Origin of the sequence: Arthrobacter ulcerisalmonis (genome assembly GCF_900609065.1) — a bacterium.
GTDB classification, from domain to species: Bacteria; Actinomycetota; Actinomycetes; order Actinomycetales; family Micrococcaceae; genus Arthrobacter; species Arthrobacter ulcerisalmonis.
Genome location: NZ_UXAU01000020.1, coordinates 173,299 through 189,767, shown reverse-complemented (window position 1 = coordinate 189,767; position 16,469 = coordinate 173,299). Strand labels below are relative to the sequence as shown.

Here is a 16,469-nt window from a genome sequence, read left to right as displayed (position 1 = left end):
CCCCTGAACCGCCGCCCCCTCCCGGCCCAACTAGGTCGCAGTAGTTGTCGTTATGAGCCCTCAAAACGACAACTACTGCGAGCTACTTGGGAGGGGCGCGCAGAAAGGGGCGGTGTCGGCGGGGCGTGGGAGCATGGAACCTATGACCATCACCGACGCGTCCGCCCGGCTTGCCGCCGCCGCGGACGCGTCGCTGAGTTGGCATCCGGAGGGGCCTTACAGTCTTCGCCGGACCATCGGCCCGCTCATGCGCGGCGTCAGCGACCCCTCCTTCATCAGCGTGGGCAACGACATCTGGAATGCCTGCACCACCCCCGACGGACCGGCCACCCTCCGCTTCAGCCCCGCCGGCATCGCGGCGAGCAGCACCACCAGCGAGCCCACCACCGCCGGGCAACACGCCGAAGGAAAGCAAGCCGCCGGGCAGCGCGTCGACGTCCAAGCCTGGGGCCCTGGGGCGACGGCAGCGCTGCGGGGCGTCCCCCGACTCCTAGGGGCCGACGACGACTGGTCAGGCTTCGACAACCCAGCCTTCCACGAAACCCTCCCCCGCCTGGTCCAGGAGGCACGCCGCCGCAACCTTGGCCTTCGGCTGCCAGCGAGCGGACGCATGGTGGACCAACTGGTGCCCATCATCCTGGAGCAGAAAGTCACCGGCCTCGAGGCGAAACGCGGTTACCGGTACCTCATGCAACGCTTCGGCACACCGGCCCCACAGGCGGGAGCGGGCGCACCGGAGGGGCTCATCGTCGGCCCCACCGCGGCGCAATGGTTGCAGATCCCCAGTTGGGAGTGGCACCGGGCAGGGGTGGGACCGCAACGGTCCGGCAGCATCATGCGAGCGCTGCGATCCGCCGTCGCGATTGAACGCCTGGCAGCCCTGCCCGCGATCGAGGCCGGCAGCAAACTGCAAACCATCCCCGGCATCGGCGTGTGGACGGCCGCCGAGGTGGTGCAGCGGACCCACGGCTGCCCGGATTCAATCGCCGTGGGTGATTATCACCTCGCGGCGTATGTGGGCGCCGCGCTCACCGGGCACAGGACGGACGACGCCGGAATGGTGCGACTTTTGGAGCCCTGGCGGGGTCACCGGCAGCGGATCGTCCGGCTGATCCAGGGCACCGGTTACCGGAAGCCGACTTTCGGGCCACGGATGACCATCCAGGATCATCGGGCGCACTGAAGCGAAACCGCCAAACCCCTTACAACCCCAGCCGTTCCACCGCTTCCGCCCGCATTTCGACTTTCCGGATCTTCCCGGACACTGTCATAGGAAAACTTTCCCGGACATCCACGTACCGCGGGACCTTGAAGTGCGCCAGCCGGCCTCGGCAGAACTCGGCCACCGCCGCGGCGTCCAGTATCGCTGCGCCCGGCTTGAGGATGATGCAGGCCATGAGTTCCTCCCCGTAGCGGGCATCCGGAATCCCGATCACCTGAACGTCCTGGATCGACGGGTGGGTGTACAGGAACTCTTCAATTTCGCGCGGGTACACGTTCTCGCCACCACGGATCACCAGATCCTTGATCCGGCCTTCGATCAGGATGTACCCGTCAGCGTCCATCCGGGCAAGGTCGCCGGTGTGCATCCAGCCGTCGGCATCGATCGCCTCGGCGGTCTTATCCGGTTGGCCCCAGTATCCCGACATCACCGAATACCCCCTGGTGCACAGTTCGCCGATCTCGCCCCGCTCCAGCACCTCGCCGGTGGCAGGACTCACGATCTGGCTTTCCAGCTGCGGCATGGTGCGGCCTACGGATTCGGTGCGCTGGGTCAAGGTGTCGCCGTCGCGGGTCATGGTGGCCACCGGCGAAGTCTCAGTCATGCCGTAGCAGATGGCAACATCCACCATGTGCATCTCGGTGATGACCCGGTTCATCACCTCAATGGGGCAGAGCGACCCTGCCATGACGCCCGTCCGCAGCGTGGAGAGGTCGTAGGAGCTGAAATCGGGCAGCGCGAGCTCGGCAATGAACATGGTGGGCACCCCGTACAGGGACGTGCCACCAAAGTCCTGGACCGCCTCGAGCGCCGCCGCCGGCGAAAAGCCGCGGCCGGGAATGATGGTGGCCGCCCCGTGGCTAAGCGCGTTCAGGTTGCCGATCACCATGCCGAAGCAGTGGTAGAACGGAACGGGTATCACCACCCGGTCGTGCTCCGTGTAGCCCAGCAGCTCGCCGATCGCGTAACCGTTGTTGAGGATATTGTGGTGCGTCAGCGTGGCCCCTTTGGGGAAACCGGTGGTCCCTGAGGTGTACTGCAGGTTGATGGGATCGTGCGGGTCCAGCTCAGCCATTCTGGCCTTCAGTTCTGCATGCCCGACGGCGTCTGCCCGCTTGAGCAGTTCGGCGTAGGTGAGTTCCGCGTCGCTGAGCGGCGCAGCTGACCGCCGAACCTCACCGTGATGCTCGTCGGCCTGGTGCCCCACACCCTCGGCGGCAGGGTCGTCGGAGTCCTCATCATCGGAGTCGATCCCGTCGGGGCCCAGCCCAGTGGGCGAGGGTAGGAAGACGAGCATCTCCAGCTCATCAGAACCAGCCAGTGCCTGCCGGGCCATTGCCACATAGTCGCTGTTGGGGTCCGATGGCGCCGTGACCAGTAGCCGCATCCCGTTTTGCCGGACCACGAACTCCAGTTCGTGGCTGCGGTAAGCGGGATTGACGTTGACCAGGATGGCGCCGGCCTTGGCGGTGGCGTATTGCAGCAGCGTCCACTCGGCGCAGTTGGGGCTCCAGATGCCCACCCGATCTCCCTTGGCGATGCCCAAGGCGAGGAGCGCGCGGGCCAGCCTGTCGACGTCGTCGTTCATCTTGGCGTAGCTCCAGCGGCGAGCGTCCGCGCCCGGAACCGCGGCCGCCTCGATCAGGGCGTCATGGAACGGGAATTGTGCCGCCACCCGCTCGAACTGGTGGCCGATGGTCTCGTTGAGCAATGGAACATCAGTGTCCCCGGCTGTGTAGGCGCGCATGAATGGCACGCTACCAACTGGCTGGGGGCATGGAAAGCACCGCGGACGGTGCCACGGTGCGAAACACGGACGGGAACCGGAACGCACGGCCGGTAAAGTGGCAGCATGAGTGCACCGATCGACCTGCAGGCAACGTTCATCCCCAACGACGGCGAGTTCTTCCGCGTGAAGCTGGCCCTTGAGATCGCTATCGACGAGGTGGTGAATGAGCCCGGCTGCATTCGCTATGAATTGACAGAAGCCACGGAAGAAAAACTGGTCCTCACGGAACAGTGGGCCTCAAAAGAGGACCTCGCCAAGCACTCCCAGGGCGTCGCCGTGCAAGACCTCAACGAGTCCCTCAGCGCCCTGCTGGCCCAGCCGGTTGCCCTGGAACGTCTCTGATCTACCCAAGCCACCAACACAGCAGGGTCCGGCCCCACCGTTGATGGTGGACCCGGACCCTGCGACGTTTCGGCGCTGAGGCCTACTCGGGAATCTGTGTGCCGTCCTGCTGAGCTGCGGAACGGTTGGGCGCTGCTGCATCCGGGGCTGCAGCGCTTTCCGGCGCAGCCGCAGCTTCGGCCTGCGAGCGGGCCACGTGGGCGTGGACCTCGTCCATGTCCAGCGCCTTGACGGCGTCCACTACCTGCTCAAGCTGCTGTGCGTTGAGCGCGCCGGGCTGCGAGAACACCAGGACCTTCTCGCGGAAGGCCATAAGCGTGGGAATGGAGGAGATGCCGGCCTCTGCGGCGAGCTGCTGCTCAGCCTCGGTGTCCACCTTGGTGAAAAGGACGTCTGGGTGCTTCTCGGACACGCTGGAGTATGTGGGACCAAACTGCTTGCAGGGCCCGCACCATTCAGCCCAAAAATCGACGAGGACAATGTCATTGCCTTCGATGGTTGATGCGAACTGTTCACCGGTGATGTCAAGGGTAGCCATGGAATAACGGTACGCGTGCGTGCAGAATCGCGGCGGCATGTTCGCTCCCCGCGTGATCGGGAATATCCCGCGCGGCACCGTATACACCGGGGGTTTGCAGGCCTACCGTTGAGGTCAGCAGCGCACATCGCGCATCAGGAGGGGCCATGTCAGCGGCAATTTCAGCGCAATCACTCACCAAGAGTTTCGGCCGCCGGGAGGTGCTCCACGGCGTGGATTTCAGTGTGGAGGCCGGCTCGGTTTTCGGGGTCATTGGCCCCAACGGGGCGGGTAAAACCACCACCATGCGCTGCCTGCTGGACATCATCAGGCCCAGCGGCGGGCAGGTCCGCGTGCTGGGCGAGGATCCGCGGGCTGGTGGTCCGCAATTACGACGCCGGATTGGTTACCTTCCCGGCGAGCTCGTCCTGGCTGGCAGGGTCACCGGACGCAAGCTGTTGGCGCACTACGCGGCCATCAGCGGCCCCGTTCCCCCGGGCCGGATTGACGAACTGGCCGATCGATTGCGCCTGGACCTGGACCGGCACACTCGCAAACTATCCAAGGGCAACAAGCAGAAACTCGGCCTGGTGCAGGCATTCATGCACCAGCCGGAGCTCCTGATCCTCGACGAGCCCACCAGCGGACTGGACCCGCTGGTGCAGCAGGAATTCCACGGCATGGTCCACGAGGCCCGGGACCGCGGCCAGACGGTGTTCCTCAGTTCGCACGTCCTCAGCGAAATCCAGCAGACCGCCGACGCCGTGGCCATCCTCCGCGACGGCCGTATCATCGCCGTGGAATCGGTGCAGGGTCTCCGGGCCGGCGCAACGCGCCAGGTCACGATCAGCGCCACCGGCATCACCGGGGAAGACGCCGTGGCGCGGCTGGCCAAAGTGCCAGGCGTCAGCCCCGTGACGGTAGTGGAGTCCCGGACGGCGGTGACGGTGGGGGCTGTCCTGGCGGGCGACGTCCAACCCTTGGTTCAGCTGCTGGCATCTCTGCAGCTCACGGACCTGGTGATCGAGGAGCCAGACCTGGAGGAGACAGTCTTGAAACTCTATTCCGGCGCCGAGGGGGAACTTCGATGACGGTGCTCCCCCTGTTCCGCAGGGCCTTCGTTGACTCGTGGCGTGGCACGCTGGGCTGGGGCGTGGGCCTCGCCGCCGCGGCCCTCCTGTACCTGCCGTTGTACCCCTCCATTGGTGGCAGCGCCCAGATGCAGGACATGATCAACGCCCTCCCGCCCGAGCTCACCAAGGCCTTGAACTATGACCAGATCGCCACTGGGCCCGGCTACACCCAAGCCACATTGTTTGGCCTGATCGGGTTTCTGCTCATGACCATCGCGTCGGTGTCTTGGGGTGCCGCCGCTGTGGGCGGGGACGAGGAATCCGGGCAGCTGGAGCTCACCCTGGCCCACGGTGTGCGGCGGGTGCAGGTGGTTTTGGAGCGTGCTTTGGCCCTGGCCCTGCGCGTGGTGGTGTTGGCGGCGTTGGTTTTGGTGCTGGTGTTGGCCCTCAACGGCCCATCTCAGTTGGGGCTGAAGCCCGGGAACGTGGTGGGCGCAGCGGTCCTCTTTGCGGGCCTGGCGCTGCTGAGCGGGTCAGCGGCCCTGTGTGCTGGTGCTGCCAGTGGCCGGCGGACCGTGGGCTTGGCCGCGGGCGCTGCCGTGGGGGTACTCGGCTACGTCTTCAACGCAGTGGGCCGGCAGGCACCCGGCGTCGAATGGCTGCTGAACCTGAGCCCGTACCACTGGGCCTACGGCAACTCGCCCGTGGTCAATGGAGCCGACTGGGCCGCCGCCGGATGGCTCTGGGGCTTGTCTGCGGCGCTCGTGGCGATTGCCGCCGTCGTCCTTGACCGCCGGGACGTGGGCGCTTAGTTTCGGCTGCCCCATGAGTGCGGGGCCGGAACGCGAGCGCCGGGCAGTGCGCTTTCCGTGCGCCAAGGCTGGATCCATGAGGGGAGGGCCAGGTCGGCGGGCGGGGTGCCAAATTCCTGCATGATGTCGTCGAGGCTGACTGGTTTGCCCTTGGCGACCAAGCGGGTAGCGATGAAGGCACTCGCGTAGATTTCGCCGTCGGCCACCATCCGTTGTTCGAAATAGATGGCTTTGGTGTCCAGGCCGATGATGCGGGTTTCGATGCTGTACTGCTGCCAGAGCTGGAGTGATTTACGGAAGGTGATGGTTTCGCTGGCCACCACCGGAACCCAGCCACGGCGGCGCATCCGCGTCCACACGCCGCTGCGCACCATCAGGTCGAAACGGCCAAGGTCCATCAGCGACAGGTACATGCCGTTGTTGACGTGCATGGCGATGTCGATGTCCGTGGGGAGGACCCGGGCGGGCAGCGACGATGCGTCCCAGACGCCCAACGCGGGCCGGCGGGACGAGCGGACAAGCAGGAGCAGGGTCCTCAGGAGCAAGTGCATGGTGTAATGCTACTCGCGGGTAACTTAGCTTGACTACCGGCGAGCGGACAGGCCCGGTGCAACCTCCCGACTTCCGCGTAGGATTTCGAAGCATGACGCAACAACGCTACCGGGACCTGGCAGAGTGGCCGCTGATGGCGACAGCGTTAGTGTTCCTGGCGGCGTACGCGTGGCAGGTGGTCGGACGCGTCGAAGGCAGCGCAGGCAATTGGCTCGAGGCCACCATGTGGGCCACCTGGGGCATTTTCGCCGTCGACTATGCCGTAAACCTTCACTTGGCGCCGAACCGCCGCCAATGGTTTGTCCGCAACCTCCATGAACTGCTGATCGTGGCGCTTCCGTTCTTCCGCCCCTTGCGGCTGCTCCGGCTGGTGACGCTGCTGTCAGTGCTGCACCGGACGGTGGGCGAAACCCTGCGCGGCCGGGTGGTGACCTACGTCGCCAGCTCCGCGGCACTGTTGGTGTTCGTTGGCGCGCTAGCCGTGCTGGACGTGGAACAGGCAGCACCGGACGCCAAGATCGTCACCTTCGGCGATGCGTTGTGGTGGGCCATCACCACCATCACCACGGTGGGGTACGGCGACCTGTATCCGGTCACTCCCATCGGCAGGATGGTGGCCGCGGCCTTGATGATGAGCGGCATCGCCGTGTTGGGCGTAGTCACGGCATCCATCGCTTCCTGGCTGGTGCAGCGGGTAGAAGACACAGCTGAAACGGCTGCCTACGCCGTCGAGGAGCCCCTGCGTGCCGAGCTCTCTGGTCTGGTCACCGAGATCGCCTTGCTCAGGCAGGAGTTAGCCAGTCTTCGGGACGGCCAGCCGCCCCAGTAGCGGCGTAGACAATCGCGCGCTGGCTACTGTCGCCTAGCGCCGCGTCCGGGAAACTGATTCAACCTAAGCTTGTCCACTAGTCCTAACCTTAACGGCCGGGATAAGCCAACGAGCTTAGGATTCGCCCAGCAGCCAATCAAGGGCACGAAAAAGCCTCCGGAACCTGTTGGTTCCGGAGGCTTTTTCTTGGGTGGCAGATGAGGGATTCGAACCCCCGTAGGCGTTGCCAGCTGATTTACAGTCAGCCCCCTTTGGCCGCTCGGGTAATCTGCCGAACTTCAAAAGAAGATCACCCTCGGTTGTGGCTTCGAACCAGCGTGAACTGTTTCGCTCCCAGTAACCGCGGGCAAGACAACTTTACAGAACTTCCGCCGAAGAATCGAATCGAGCTCCAAGGGGCCCGCATCAGGCCAAAAGAGGGGCGAAAAGACCGGCGAAATATCAGGCATCCCCAAAGATCCGGCCGGCGAGTTTCGCCTCGAACTTCACAGCCTGTTCCTCGGTGATCTGGTTCAACTGGACCGCGCGGAGCAGGTCGTCGCTGACGCCGCTCATCCGCGAGGAGGCATCTGCCACGGGGCTAAAAATGATGGATGCCGCAACGGCTGCTGCGGCAACCGACGTCGCAGCTGCACCCACAGCGGCAGTAGTGGTGCGCGTGACGTAGGCGACGGCCTTGCGATGCATGGTGTTCCCTTCAACAACTTCCCAGTGACTCAACTGCTTCAACTCTGGCCCGGCCCGCTCAGTTCCCGCCATGCTTGCGCTGTGAGGGAACTGTGAAGGAACGCCACCCCCGCAACCGGCATCCGTACTAGGCTTGCTGGCAGAGATCCATGCCCTGACCGCAGGGTTCCCACCAGCAAAGGAGTGTCATGGCAGGCGAATCAACGTTCGATGTTGTGTCCAAGGTAGACAAGCAGGAAGTGGCTAACGCCCTGAACCAGGCGCAGAAGGAGCTGGTCCAGCGCTACGACTTCAAGGGCGTCGGCGCCGAGGTCGATTTCAGCGGCGAAAAGATCCTCATGAAGGCCAACTCGGAAGAGCGTGTCCTGGCGGTCTTGGATGTCCTCCAGTCCAAGCTGATCCGCCGCGGCATCTCACTGAAGTCCTTGGACACCGGCGAGCCCTTCCCCTCCGGCAAGGAATTCCGCCTGGAAGCCTCCATCAAGGAGGGCATCGAACAGGACCTGGCCAAGAAGATCAACAAGAAGATCCGCGACGAGGGCCCCAAGGGCGTCAAGTCCCAGATCCAGGGCGATGAGCTCCGCGTTTCCTCCAAGTCCCGCGATGACCTGCAGTCCGTCATGGCGCTGCTGAAGGACTTCGACGAGGCCGATCTGCAGTTCGTCAACTTCCGCAGCTGATGTTCCCGCCGTCGTCGCCCCTTCCAGAAGGACGACGACGGCGGACCAGCCGCAGCGGTCCGGCACCAGCGTGCCACGCCGCTGCGTCGCGGGAAGGTAATAGCGCACGCGCGGTTTGCGTAATAGCCGCCGGGAGGTACCCTCTTCCTTAGGCCTGCCTAAATTATGGCGCCCTAAGTGAAAGAACGTCCCCCATGACAGCCAACTACCTGATCGGACTCCGCGAAGGCCTCGAGGCCACTCTCGTCGTAGTCCTCCTCATGGCATACCTGGTCAAAACCGACCGCCGGCATCTCATTCCCCGCCTCTGGGTAGGCGTTGGTGCCGCTGTCGCCATCTCCATCGGTTTCGGTGCCCTCCTGACGTTTGGTCCGCGCGGCCTCACCTTCGAGGCCCAGGAAGCCGTTGGCGGCACACTGTCGCTCGTTGCCGTCGCCCTGGTCACCTGGATGGTGTTCTGGATGGCCCGTACCGCCCGCACCCTAGGCAGCGATCTGAAGTCGAAAGTGGACCAGTTCAGCGGCGGCGCCGGGTGGGGCCTGGTCATTGTCGCCGCCGTGGCCGTGGGCCGCGAAGGACTGGAAACCGCCCTCTTCCTCTGGGCCGCAGCCCAGGCCACGGGCGAAACCACCCAACCCCTCCTGGGCGCCCTCTTGGGCCTCATCACCGCCGTCTTCTTGGGCTACCTCCTGCACCGTGGCGTGCTGAAGGTCAACCTTGCCAAGTTCTTCACCTGGACCGGAGCCGCGCTGATCATCATCGCCGGCGGCGTCCTGGCCTACGGCGTCCACGACCTGCAGGAGGCCGGCATCCTTCCCGGCCTGAACTCCCTGGCGTTCGATGTCAGCGGCGCCGTCCCGCCGTCGTCCTGGTATGGCGCCCTCCTCAAGGGCACCCTGAACTTCTCCCCCGCCACCACCTGGCTGGAGGCCCTCGTCTGGGTCCTTTACGTGGTGCCAGTGATGTTCCTTTACCTGCGCATCAACAGGAAACCTGCGGCCGCGGCCGAACCGGCCCCCGCCGCATCCGCTCGCACCGCTGCCTGACGCCCGCCCTGCCTGACGCCCGCCCTACCTGACGCCAGCGCTGCCTGATATCTAAGCCGCCTGACCCCCTCCGCTACGCCCCTTCGTGAACAGGATTCCCATGACCGGCCTCTCCCCCACCACCATCCGCCGCGCCAAGCCGTTGAGCTTCCTCGCTGCCGCGGTCTCGATTCCGCTGCTGCTGAGCGGCTGCACCGACAACACCAAGCCGGCGGAATCCTCCGGCGTCATCGACGTGGTCAGCTCCAGCACCGAATGCAAGGTCTCCGCCACGAGCGTCCCCAGCGGCAACCTCAACTTCTCCGTCAAGAACGACGGCAATGAAGTCACCGAGTTTTACCTGCTGGCCTCCGACGGCCTGCGCATTCTCGGCGAGGTAGAGAACATCGGCCCCGGACTGACCCGCAACCTCGTGGTCACGGCTCCGGCCGGCTCGTACACCACCGCTTGCAAGCCGGGCATGCAGGGTGACGGCATCCGCGCCGCATTGGAGGTCACGCAGTCCGGCGCCGAACCCACGGCGGACGCCAACTTCCAGCAACTCCTGGACACCGCTACGGCGCAGTACGCGTCCTATGTGAAGGACCAGACGGAACAGCTGATGACCGGCACGGAAGCGTTCGCCGCCGCGTTTGCCGCCGGCGACGCAGACAAGGCCCGCTCCCTCTACGCCGCGACCCGCCTGCACTGGGAGCGGATCGAGCCTGTGGCCGAGTCCTTCGGCGACCTCGACCCGCAACTCGATGCCCGCGAAGCCGACCTTGAGCCCGGCCAGGAATGGACCGGCTGGCACCGCGCCGAGAAGGACCTCTTCCCGCCGGCAGGCTACACGGCCATGACCGAGGTGGAGCGGACCGCCATCGCCGATCGCATGGTGGCGGACACCAAGGACCTCCTGGAGCGGACCCGCACCCTGGAATACTCGCCGGACAAGCTCGGCAATGGTGCCAAGGAGCTCTTGGACGAAGTGGCCACCGGCAAGGTCACTGGCGAGGAGGAAATCTGGTCGCACACCGATCTGTGGGACTTCCAGGCCAATGTGGACGGTGCCCGCATCGCCTTCGAAAACCTGAAGCCCGCCCTGGTGCAGAAGGATGCAGCCCTGGCCGCCACGCTGGACGAGGAGTTCGCAGCGCTGCAGGCGGAGCTCGATACCCACCGCGACGGTGACGGGTTTGTCTACTACGACAAGCTCACTCTGGACCAGGTCCAGCGCCTAGCCAGCCTGGTCGATTCGTTGGGCGAACCGCTGTCCAAGCTCACCGCAGCCGTCGTCCTGTGACGGGCTGTCCAATGGGTGGGCACCCAGCCGAACCCACTGGGCAGCCTCCGCACGACGAAGCACCAGTGGCCGCCGCCAGCTCACGCCTGAGCCGGCGGAGCCTCTTTGGCCTGGCAGGGGTGGGCGGCGCCGCCGTCGGCCTGGTCGCGGGGTTTTACGGGCACGACGCCGTTGCTGCCGCCGCCGCGCCTGATCCCGTGGACGAGTCGGTGGTGCCTTTCCACGGCGACCACCAGGCGGGCATTGTCACCGCCGCGCAGGACCGGCTGCACATGGCCGCCTTCGACGTCACCACCACCAAACGCGAGGACCTGATCCAGCTCCTCAAGGACTGGACAGCGGCGGCCGAAGCCATGACCGCAGGGAAACCCGCCGGGGCGACCGGCGCCGTCGACGGCCCCTACTCCGCTCCCCCGGAGGACACCGGCGAGGCACTGGATCTCGACGCCGGGAAGCTGACGCTGACCGTGGGCTTTGGTCCCAGCCTGTTCGAGAAGTCCGGCGTGGCCCGCTTTGGCCTGGACGGTCGGCGCCCCGAAGCGCTGATCGACCTGCCGCACTTCCCCGGCGACGCCCTGGACCCTGCCCGCACCGGCGGCGACCTCATCATCCAGGCCTGCGCCGACGATCCCCAGGTTGCTGTCCACGCCATCCGAAACCTGGCCCGGATTGGTTTCGGCAAGGTCAGGGTCCGCTGGTCCCAACTGGGTTTTGGCCGGACCTCCTCCACGTCCCGGGCACAGGCAACACCCCGAAACCTGTTCGGCTTCAAGGACGGTACCAACAACCTCAAAGTTGAAGACTCACAACTCCTGGACCAGCACGTCTGGGCCACCGCCGCCAGGCCCGAAGATGCGTGGATGGCCGGCGGCAGCTACCTGGTGGCCCGCCGGATCCGGATGCACATCGAGATCTGGGACCGGACTTCTCTGGCAGAGCAGGAGGGCCTGATCGGCCGCACCAAGGGCACAGGCGCACCACTGTCCGGCGGCGAAGAGTTCACGGCACCCAACTTCGATCTGAAGGGCCGGGCAGACAAGCCCATCATTCCGCTCGATTCACACATGAGGATCGCGCACCCAGCACAAAACAACGGCGTGCAGATGCTCCGCCGGGGCTACAACTACACCGACGGTTCGGACGGCCTGGGCCACCTGGACGCGGGCCTGTTCTTCATCGCCTTCGTCACGGACCCCCGCACACACTACGTCCCCATGCAGTTGGCCATGGCCAAGGGCGACACCCTCGCCGTCGAGTACCTGCAGCACACCGGATCGGGCCTCTTCGCCGTCCCGGGCGGCGTCCAGCCCGGCGGCTACATCGGTTCGGGGCTGTTCAGCTAGGCACCCGGGCGTCCAGCCATGCGTTCCAGCCTGGCGATCCGCTCCTTCATGGGTGGGTGCGTGGCAAACAATTTGTTCATGGCCCCACCGCGGAACGGGTTGGCGATCATCAAGTGCGAGGAGTTCACCAAGTTCTGGTCGGCCGGCAGCGGCACCATGGTGACGCCTTGCTCGATCTTGCGCAGGGCTGAGGCGAGCGCCAACGGATCGCCGGTGAGCTGCGAACCGTCCTCGTCGGCGTCGTACTCCCGGGTCCGTGAAATGGCCATCTGAATGAGCGAGGCGGCGAAGGGGGCCAGCAGCGCCATGGCAATCATGGCCAATGGGTTGGAGTTGCGCCGGTCGCCGCCGAAGAACAGCAGCATCTGCCCCACCGACGTGATCACGCCAGCGACGGCGGCCGCCACCGATGAGGTGAGGATGTCGCGGTTGTAGACGTGCATCAGTTCGTGGCCCAAGACGCCGCGGAGCTCGCGCGCATCCAGCAATTGCAGGATGCCTGCCGTGCAACACACCGCCGCGTTTTTGGGGTTCCGGCCGGTGGCGAAAGCGTTGGGGTTCATGGTGGGCGCAACAAAGATCCGCGGCATGGGCTGGTTGGCCCGCGTGGAGAGCTCCCGCACGATCTGGTACAGCTGCGGCGCTTGGTCCTCCGTAACCGGATAGGCCTGCATGGACCGGATCGCCAACTTGTCCGAATTCCAGTAGCCGTAGGCGGTGGTGGCCACCCCCACCAGCGCCATGATCCAGATCGGCGCTGCACTGCGCGTGCCTACTCCGATGATGGCTCCCAAACCCAGGAGTACCGCCCAGAGGACGCCAAACAGCGCCACCGTTTTCATGCCGTTGTAGTGCTGATGCACGTTGCGTTCCTCTCCCACGCTTTAAGGAACGGTTGCCTACGGAACTGGGTTCCGCGCATCGTACTGCCGGAAGCCAGGCTGCACTTTGGCCGCCACCCAGGCGCCCACAATACAAAGCAGTCCGCCCAGCATCAGTACCCATCCCTCGCTCAGAATCTTAGTCCCGCCGCCAGCGAGAAGGTCCCCCACCCTGGGTCCGCCGGCCACCACCACGATAAAGACCCCCTGGAGCCGGCCACGCAGGTGATCCGGGGTGGCGGACTGCAGGATCGTGTTGCGGAAAACGGAGCTGATTGAGTCTGTCACCCCGGCCAGCACGCAGCAGAGTGCCGCGGGCAGCAGCCAAAGAGTGACAGCCCCGTCTGGCGAGCGTCCGGCCAGGAGCACCACCAAACCGAACCCAGCAATGGAAGCGCCCCAGCCCATTACGGAGAAGACCACCGCGTCGCCCTGCTTCCGCACGCCACCCAAGGGGCCTGAGAACAGCCCAGCCAGAAGGGCGCCGACGGCGGTTGCCGCCAGCAGGATCCCCACAGTGGATTCGCCGCCACCAATCATCAGGGCGCCGATGGCTGGCATCAGCGCCCTTGGCTGGGCCAGGATCATGGCGATCAGGTCAATGATGAACGTCATTCTGAGGTTGGGCCGGGTACCCAGGAAGCGGAAACCCTCCACAACGGAGCGAAGCCCCGCCTTGCTGCTGCTCCCCACCGGCGGCATGGCGGGCAGCCGGTAGACGGCCCAGAGGACAAAAGTGAACGAAACAAAGTCCACGGTGTAGGTCCAGCCGAAACCCACCGTTGCCACCAGCACGCCTGCCAGCAGCGGGCCGGCTGTCATGGACAACCCAATCGACATCAAGCTCAAGGCGTTCGCAGCGGGCAGCAGCTCCTTGCGGATCAGCATGGGGATGATGGCGCTGCGTGCTGGCTGATTGATGGCCTGGGCACCGCTTTGCAGGGCCACCAGGAAGTAAAGAACCCACACGTTGCCCAGCCCCAACCAGGACTGCGCGGCAATCAGGCCGGTGGTAAACCAAAGGACCATGCTGGCCAGGAGCGCCACCCGCCGTCGGTCGTGCGCATCCGCGATGGAGCCGCCCAGCAGTCCCCCGATGACCAGCGGCACCAAGGCGAAGATCCCCAGCAGGCCTACATAGAAGCTGTCTTGGGTCAGCCGATAAATCTCCAGGCTCACAGCCACCAGGGTCAGTTGACTCCCGACGGCTGACACCGCGGATCCCAGCCACAGCCGACGGAAGTCAGGACTCTCGCGGAGCGGGGTCAGGTCCGCCAGTAGTTTTGCCACGTTGCTACCCTAACGGGCGCTTACTGGCCACTTGTCCGCGGTGCAAGGGCAGCCAAAGTAAGCCGACCCTTATTGTGATCTGCTCATAATAAGTGTTTCAATGGAGTCATGACGGAGACCCTTGAAAGCCACGACGCCTGGGCAACGTCCCTGCGCGCCCACGGCCGCAGGGTGACCAAGCAGCGCTTGGCCGTGCTGGCCGCCGTCGAACATCACCCGCACTCGCCGGCGGAAAGCATCCTGGCCGCCGCCCGTGCGGAGCTCCCCGACCTCACTGCGCAGTCCGTCTACGTGGTGCTGGGCGACCTCACCGACCTGCAGATGCTGCGTCGGTTCGAGCCACCCCACTCCCCCGCCCTGTACGAGACCCGCGTTGGCGACAACCACCACCACGCCATCTGCATCAGCTGCGGCCGCGTGGAAGACGTCGACTGCGCCGTCGGACACGCCCCCTGCCTCACCCCGCACTGGAACGACGATTCCCCCGCCATGACCATCCAGATCGCGGATGTCATGTACCAGGGCGTCTGCACCGATTGCCAGGCCACCCAGAAACTTTCCAGCAACCTTCCCTCACAAGAAACCGAGAAATAGGAGAAACATGACTGCCATTTCCACAACCCAGTCAGGTGCGCCGGTCACTTCCGACGCGCATTCCCAGTCAGTTGGTGCCGACGGTGCCATCATCCTGACCGACCACTACCTGGTGGAAAAGCTCGCTCAGTTCAACCGCGAGCGCGTGCCGGAGCGCGTAGTACACGCCAAGGGCGGCGGCGCATTCGGTACGTTCAAGACCACCGAAGACATCTCCCGCTACACCAAGGCCGCGTTCCTGCAGCCCGGCGTGGACACCGAGATGCTCATCCGTTTCTCCTCCGTTGCTGGCGAAAGCGGCTCACCGGACACCTGGCGCGATCCCCGCGGCTTCGCGGTGAAGTTCTACACCACCGAGGGCAACTACGACCTGGTGGGCAACAACACCCCGGTCTTCTTCATCCGCGACGGCATCAAGTTCCCTGACTTCATCCACTCGCAGAAGCGCCTCCCGGGCACCCACCTGCGTGACGCTGACATGCAGTGGGACTTCTGGACACTGTCCCCCGAGTCCGCACATCAAGTGACCTGGCTGATGGGTGACCGCGGCCTGCCCGCCTCCTGGCGCGAAATGCAGGGCTACGGCTCGCACACGTACCAGTGGATCAACGCCGAGGGCGAGCGCTTCTGGGTCAAGTACCACTTCCAGTCCAACCAGGGCGTCAAGTCCATGAGCGGCGAGCAGGCCGAGCAGTTGGCCGGTTCCGATGCGGACTTCTACATCCGCGACCTGCACACGAACATCGAAGCGGGCAACCTGCCGTCCTGGGACCTGCACGTCCAGGTCATGCCGTACGAAGACGCCAAGACCTACCGCTTCAACCCGTTCGACCTCACCAAGGTGTGGCCGCACGCTGACTACCCGCTGATCAAGGTGGGCACCATGGAGCTGAACCGTAACCCGGAGAACTACTTCGCGCAGATCGAGCAGGCCACCTTTGCGCCCTCGAACTTCGTTCCGGGCATCGCGGCATCGCCAGACAAGATGCTGCAGGCCCGCATCTTCTCCTACGCTGACGCACACCGCTACCGCGTGGGCACCAACCACGCCCAGATCCCGGTCAACCAGCCGATCAACACGGTCAACAACTACAGCCAGGACGGCGCGGGACGGTACCACTTCAACGCCCCCTCCACCCCTGTCTACGCACCGAACTCCGTGGGCGGCCCCGCAGCCGTGGAGCCCGCCTCCGTGGCAGGTCGCTGGGAGAACGACGGCGAGCTGACCCTCGCCGCGCACAGCCTCCACGCTGAGGACGGCGACTTCGTCCAGGCCGGTTCGCTGTACCGCGACGTCTACGACGACGGCGCCAAGGCCCGCCTGCTGGACACCATCACCGGTGCCGTCAGCGGCGTGAAGACTGCCGAGATCAAGGAACGCGCCATCGCGTACTGGACCAGCGTGGACGCCGATCTGGGCGCCAAGCTGCGCGCCAACCTCGGCGCCGGCCAGGTTGAGTCCGACGCGGAAGCAGCCAACAAGGTCTAACCGCCTTCGCAACACCTTTGGAGGGGCATCCCGCCGCTGTT

The 16,469-nt window shown here is 65.2% G+C and carries 17 protein-coding genes and 1 tRNA gene; 11 read left to right on the top strand and 7 right to left on the bottom strand.

All coding sequences use genetic code 11. The annotated features are described in order from the left end of the window. Positions 1-142: 142 nt before the first annotated feature. The gene (locus PSET11_RS07465) at positions 143-1,183 is read left to right on the top strand and encodes a DNA-3-methyladenine glycosylase family protein (RefSeq protein ID WP_124091466.1); all 1,041 of its coding nucleotides are present in this window, start codon (positions 143-145) and stop codon (positions 1,181-1,183) included. 19 nt (positions 1,184-1,202) lie between these two features. Here the strand turns inward: PSET11_RS07465 and PSET11_RS07460 are convergent, their stop codons facing one another. Then, complete coding sequence (locus tag PSET11_RS07460; protein ID WP_124091465.1) at positions 1,203-2,969, bottom strand: AMP-binding protein; 1,767 nt, start codon at positions 2,967-2,969, stop codon at positions 1,203-1,205. A gap of 105 nt (positions 2,970-3,074) precedes the next feature. Between PSET11_RS07460 and PSET11_RS07455 the strand changes: the two genes are divergently transcribed. Further along, on the top strand, positions 3,075-3,353 hold the full coding sequence (locus PSET11_RS07455) for a putative quinol monooxygenase (RefSeq protein WP_124091464.1): 279 nt from the start codon (positions 3,075-3,077) through the stop codon (positions 3,351-3,353). 82 nt (positions 3,354-3,435) lie between these two features. Here PSET11_RS07455 and PSET11_RS07450 read toward each other — a convergent pair whose 3' ends face one another. Beyond that, positions 3,436-3,891: a thioredoxin family protein gene (locus PSET11_RS07450; RefSeq protein ID WP_124091463.1), complete on the bottom strand. Its 456-nt coding sequence runs from the start codon at positions 3,889-3,891 to the stop codon at positions 3,436-3,438. Positions 3,892-4,037: 146 nt separating this feature from the next. On the opposite strand from PSET11_RS07450, the gene PSET11_RS07445 reads away from it, so the two are divergent. Together PSET11_RS07445 and PSET11_RS07440 are read left to right on the top strand one after the other, a co-directional pair. Then, the gene (locus PSET11_RS07445) at positions 4,038-4,961 is read left to right on the top strand and encodes an ABC transporter ATP-binding protein (protein WP_124091462.1); all 924 of its coding nucleotides are present in this window, start codon (positions 4,038-4,040) and stop codon (positions 4,959-4,961) included. After that, entirely contained in the window at positions 4,958-5,755 is a 798-nt protein-coding gene (locus PSET11_RS07440; protein WP_124091461.1) for an ABC transporter permease subunit, read from the top strand. Before PSET11_RS07445 ends, PSET11_RS07440 begins: the two co-directional genes overlap by 4 nt. Here PSET11_RS07440 and PSET11_RS07435 read toward each other — a convergent pair. After that, positions 5,752-6,306, bottom strand: a complete 555-nt coding sequence (locus tag PSET11_RS07435; RefSeq protein ID WP_124091460.1) for an acyl-CoA thioesterase — start codon at positions 6,304-6,306, stop codon at positions 5,752-5,754. The genes PSET11_RS07440 and PSET11_RS07435 overlap by 4 nt on opposite strands. Before the next feature lie 92 nt (positions 6,307-6,398). Between PSET11_RS07435 and PSET11_RS07430 the strand changes: the two genes are divergently transcribed. Further along, positions 6,399-7,136, top strand: a complete 738-nt coding sequence (locus PSET11_RS07430; protein WP_124091459.1) for a potassium channel family protein — start codon at positions 6,399-6,401, stop codon at positions 7,134-7,136. Between the two features lie 191 nt (positions 7,137-7,327). Here PSET11_RS07430 and PSET11_RS07425 read toward each other — a convergent pair. Together PSET11_RS07425 and PSET11_RS07420 are read right to left on the bottom strand one after the other, a co-directional pair. After that, positions 7,328-7,409 (bottom strand) — tRNA-Tyr (locus PSET11_RS07425). Positions 7,410-7,577: 168 nt separating this feature from the next. After that, positions 7,578-7,823, bottom strand: a complete 246-nt coding sequence (locus tag PSET11_RS07420; protein WP_124091484.1) for a hypothetical protein — start codon at positions 7,821-7,823, stop codon at positions 7,578-7,580. 188 nt (positions 7,824-8,011) lie between these two features. On the opposite strand from PSET11_RS07420, the gene PSET11_RS07415 reads away from it, so the two are divergent. The 4 genes from PSET11_RS07415 (at position 8,012) to efeB (ending at position 12,174) form a co-directional block, all read left to right on the top strand. Next, the gene (locus PSET11_RS07415; protein WP_124091458.1) at positions 8,012-8,503 is read left to right on the top strand and encodes a YajQ family cyclic di-GMP-binding protein; all 492 of its coding nucleotides are present in this window, start codon (positions 8,012-8,014) and stop codon (positions 8,501-8,503) included. Positions 8,504-8,697: 194 nt separating this feature from the next. Beyond that, positions 8,698-9,549, top strand: a complete 852-nt coding sequence (efeU, locus tag PSET11_RS07410) for an iron uptake transporter permease EfeU (protein ID WP_124091457.1) — start codon at positions 8,698-8,700, stop codon at positions 9,547-9,549. 100 nt (positions 9,550-9,649) lie between these two features. Beyond that, positions 9,650-10,831 carry an iron uptake system protein EfeO gene (gene efeO / locus PSET11_RS07405; protein WP_124091456.1) on the top strand — a complete coding sequence of 394 codons (1,182 nt, stop codon included), beginning with the start codon at positions 9,650-9,652 and terminating at the stop codon, positions 10,829-10,831. Positions 10,832-10,842: 11 nt separating this feature from the next. Beyond that, complete coding sequence (gene efeB, locus PSET11_RS07400) at positions 10,843-12,174, top strand: iron uptake transporter deferrochelatase/peroxidase subunit (RefSeq protein WP_124091455.1); 1,332 nt, start codon at positions 10,843-10,845, stop codon at positions 12,172-12,174. Here the strand turns inward: efeB and htpX are convergent. Together htpX and PSET11_RS07390 are read right to left on the bottom strand one after the other, a co-directional pair. After that, positions 12,171-13,037, bottom strand: coding sequence for a zinc metalloprotease HtpX (gene htpX, locus PSET11_RS07395; RefSeq protein ID WP_124091454.1), 867 nt, complete (start codon positions 13,035-13,037; stop codon positions 12,171-12,173). The genes efeB and htpX overlap by 4 nt on opposite strands. A 36-nt stretch (positions 13,038-13,073) precedes the next feature. Further along, positions 13,074-14,345 carry an MFS transporter gene (locus tag PSET11_RS07390; RefSeq protein WP_124091453.1) on the bottom strand — a complete coding sequence of 424 codons (1,272 nt, stop codon included), beginning with the start codon at positions 14,343-14,345 and terminating at the stop codon, positions 13,074-13,076. A gap of 108 nt (positions 14,346-14,453) precedes the next feature. Between PSET11_RS07390 and PSET11_RS07385 the strand changes: the two genes are divergently transcribed. Continuing rightward, positions 14,454-14,939 (top strand): Fur family transcriptional regulator, encoded by a 486-nt coding sequence (locus PSET11_RS07385; protein ID WP_124091452.1) that lies wholly within the window; start codon positions 14,454-14,456, stop codon positions 14,937-14,939. 7 nt (positions 14,940-14,946) lie between these two features. Beyond that, positions 14,947-16,428: a catalase gene (locus tag PSET11_RS07380; RefSeq protein WP_124091451.1), complete on the top strand. Its 1,482-nt coding sequence runs from the start codon at positions 14,947-14,949 to the stop codon at positions 16,426-16,428. Positions 16,429-16,469: the final 41 nt, after the last annotated feature.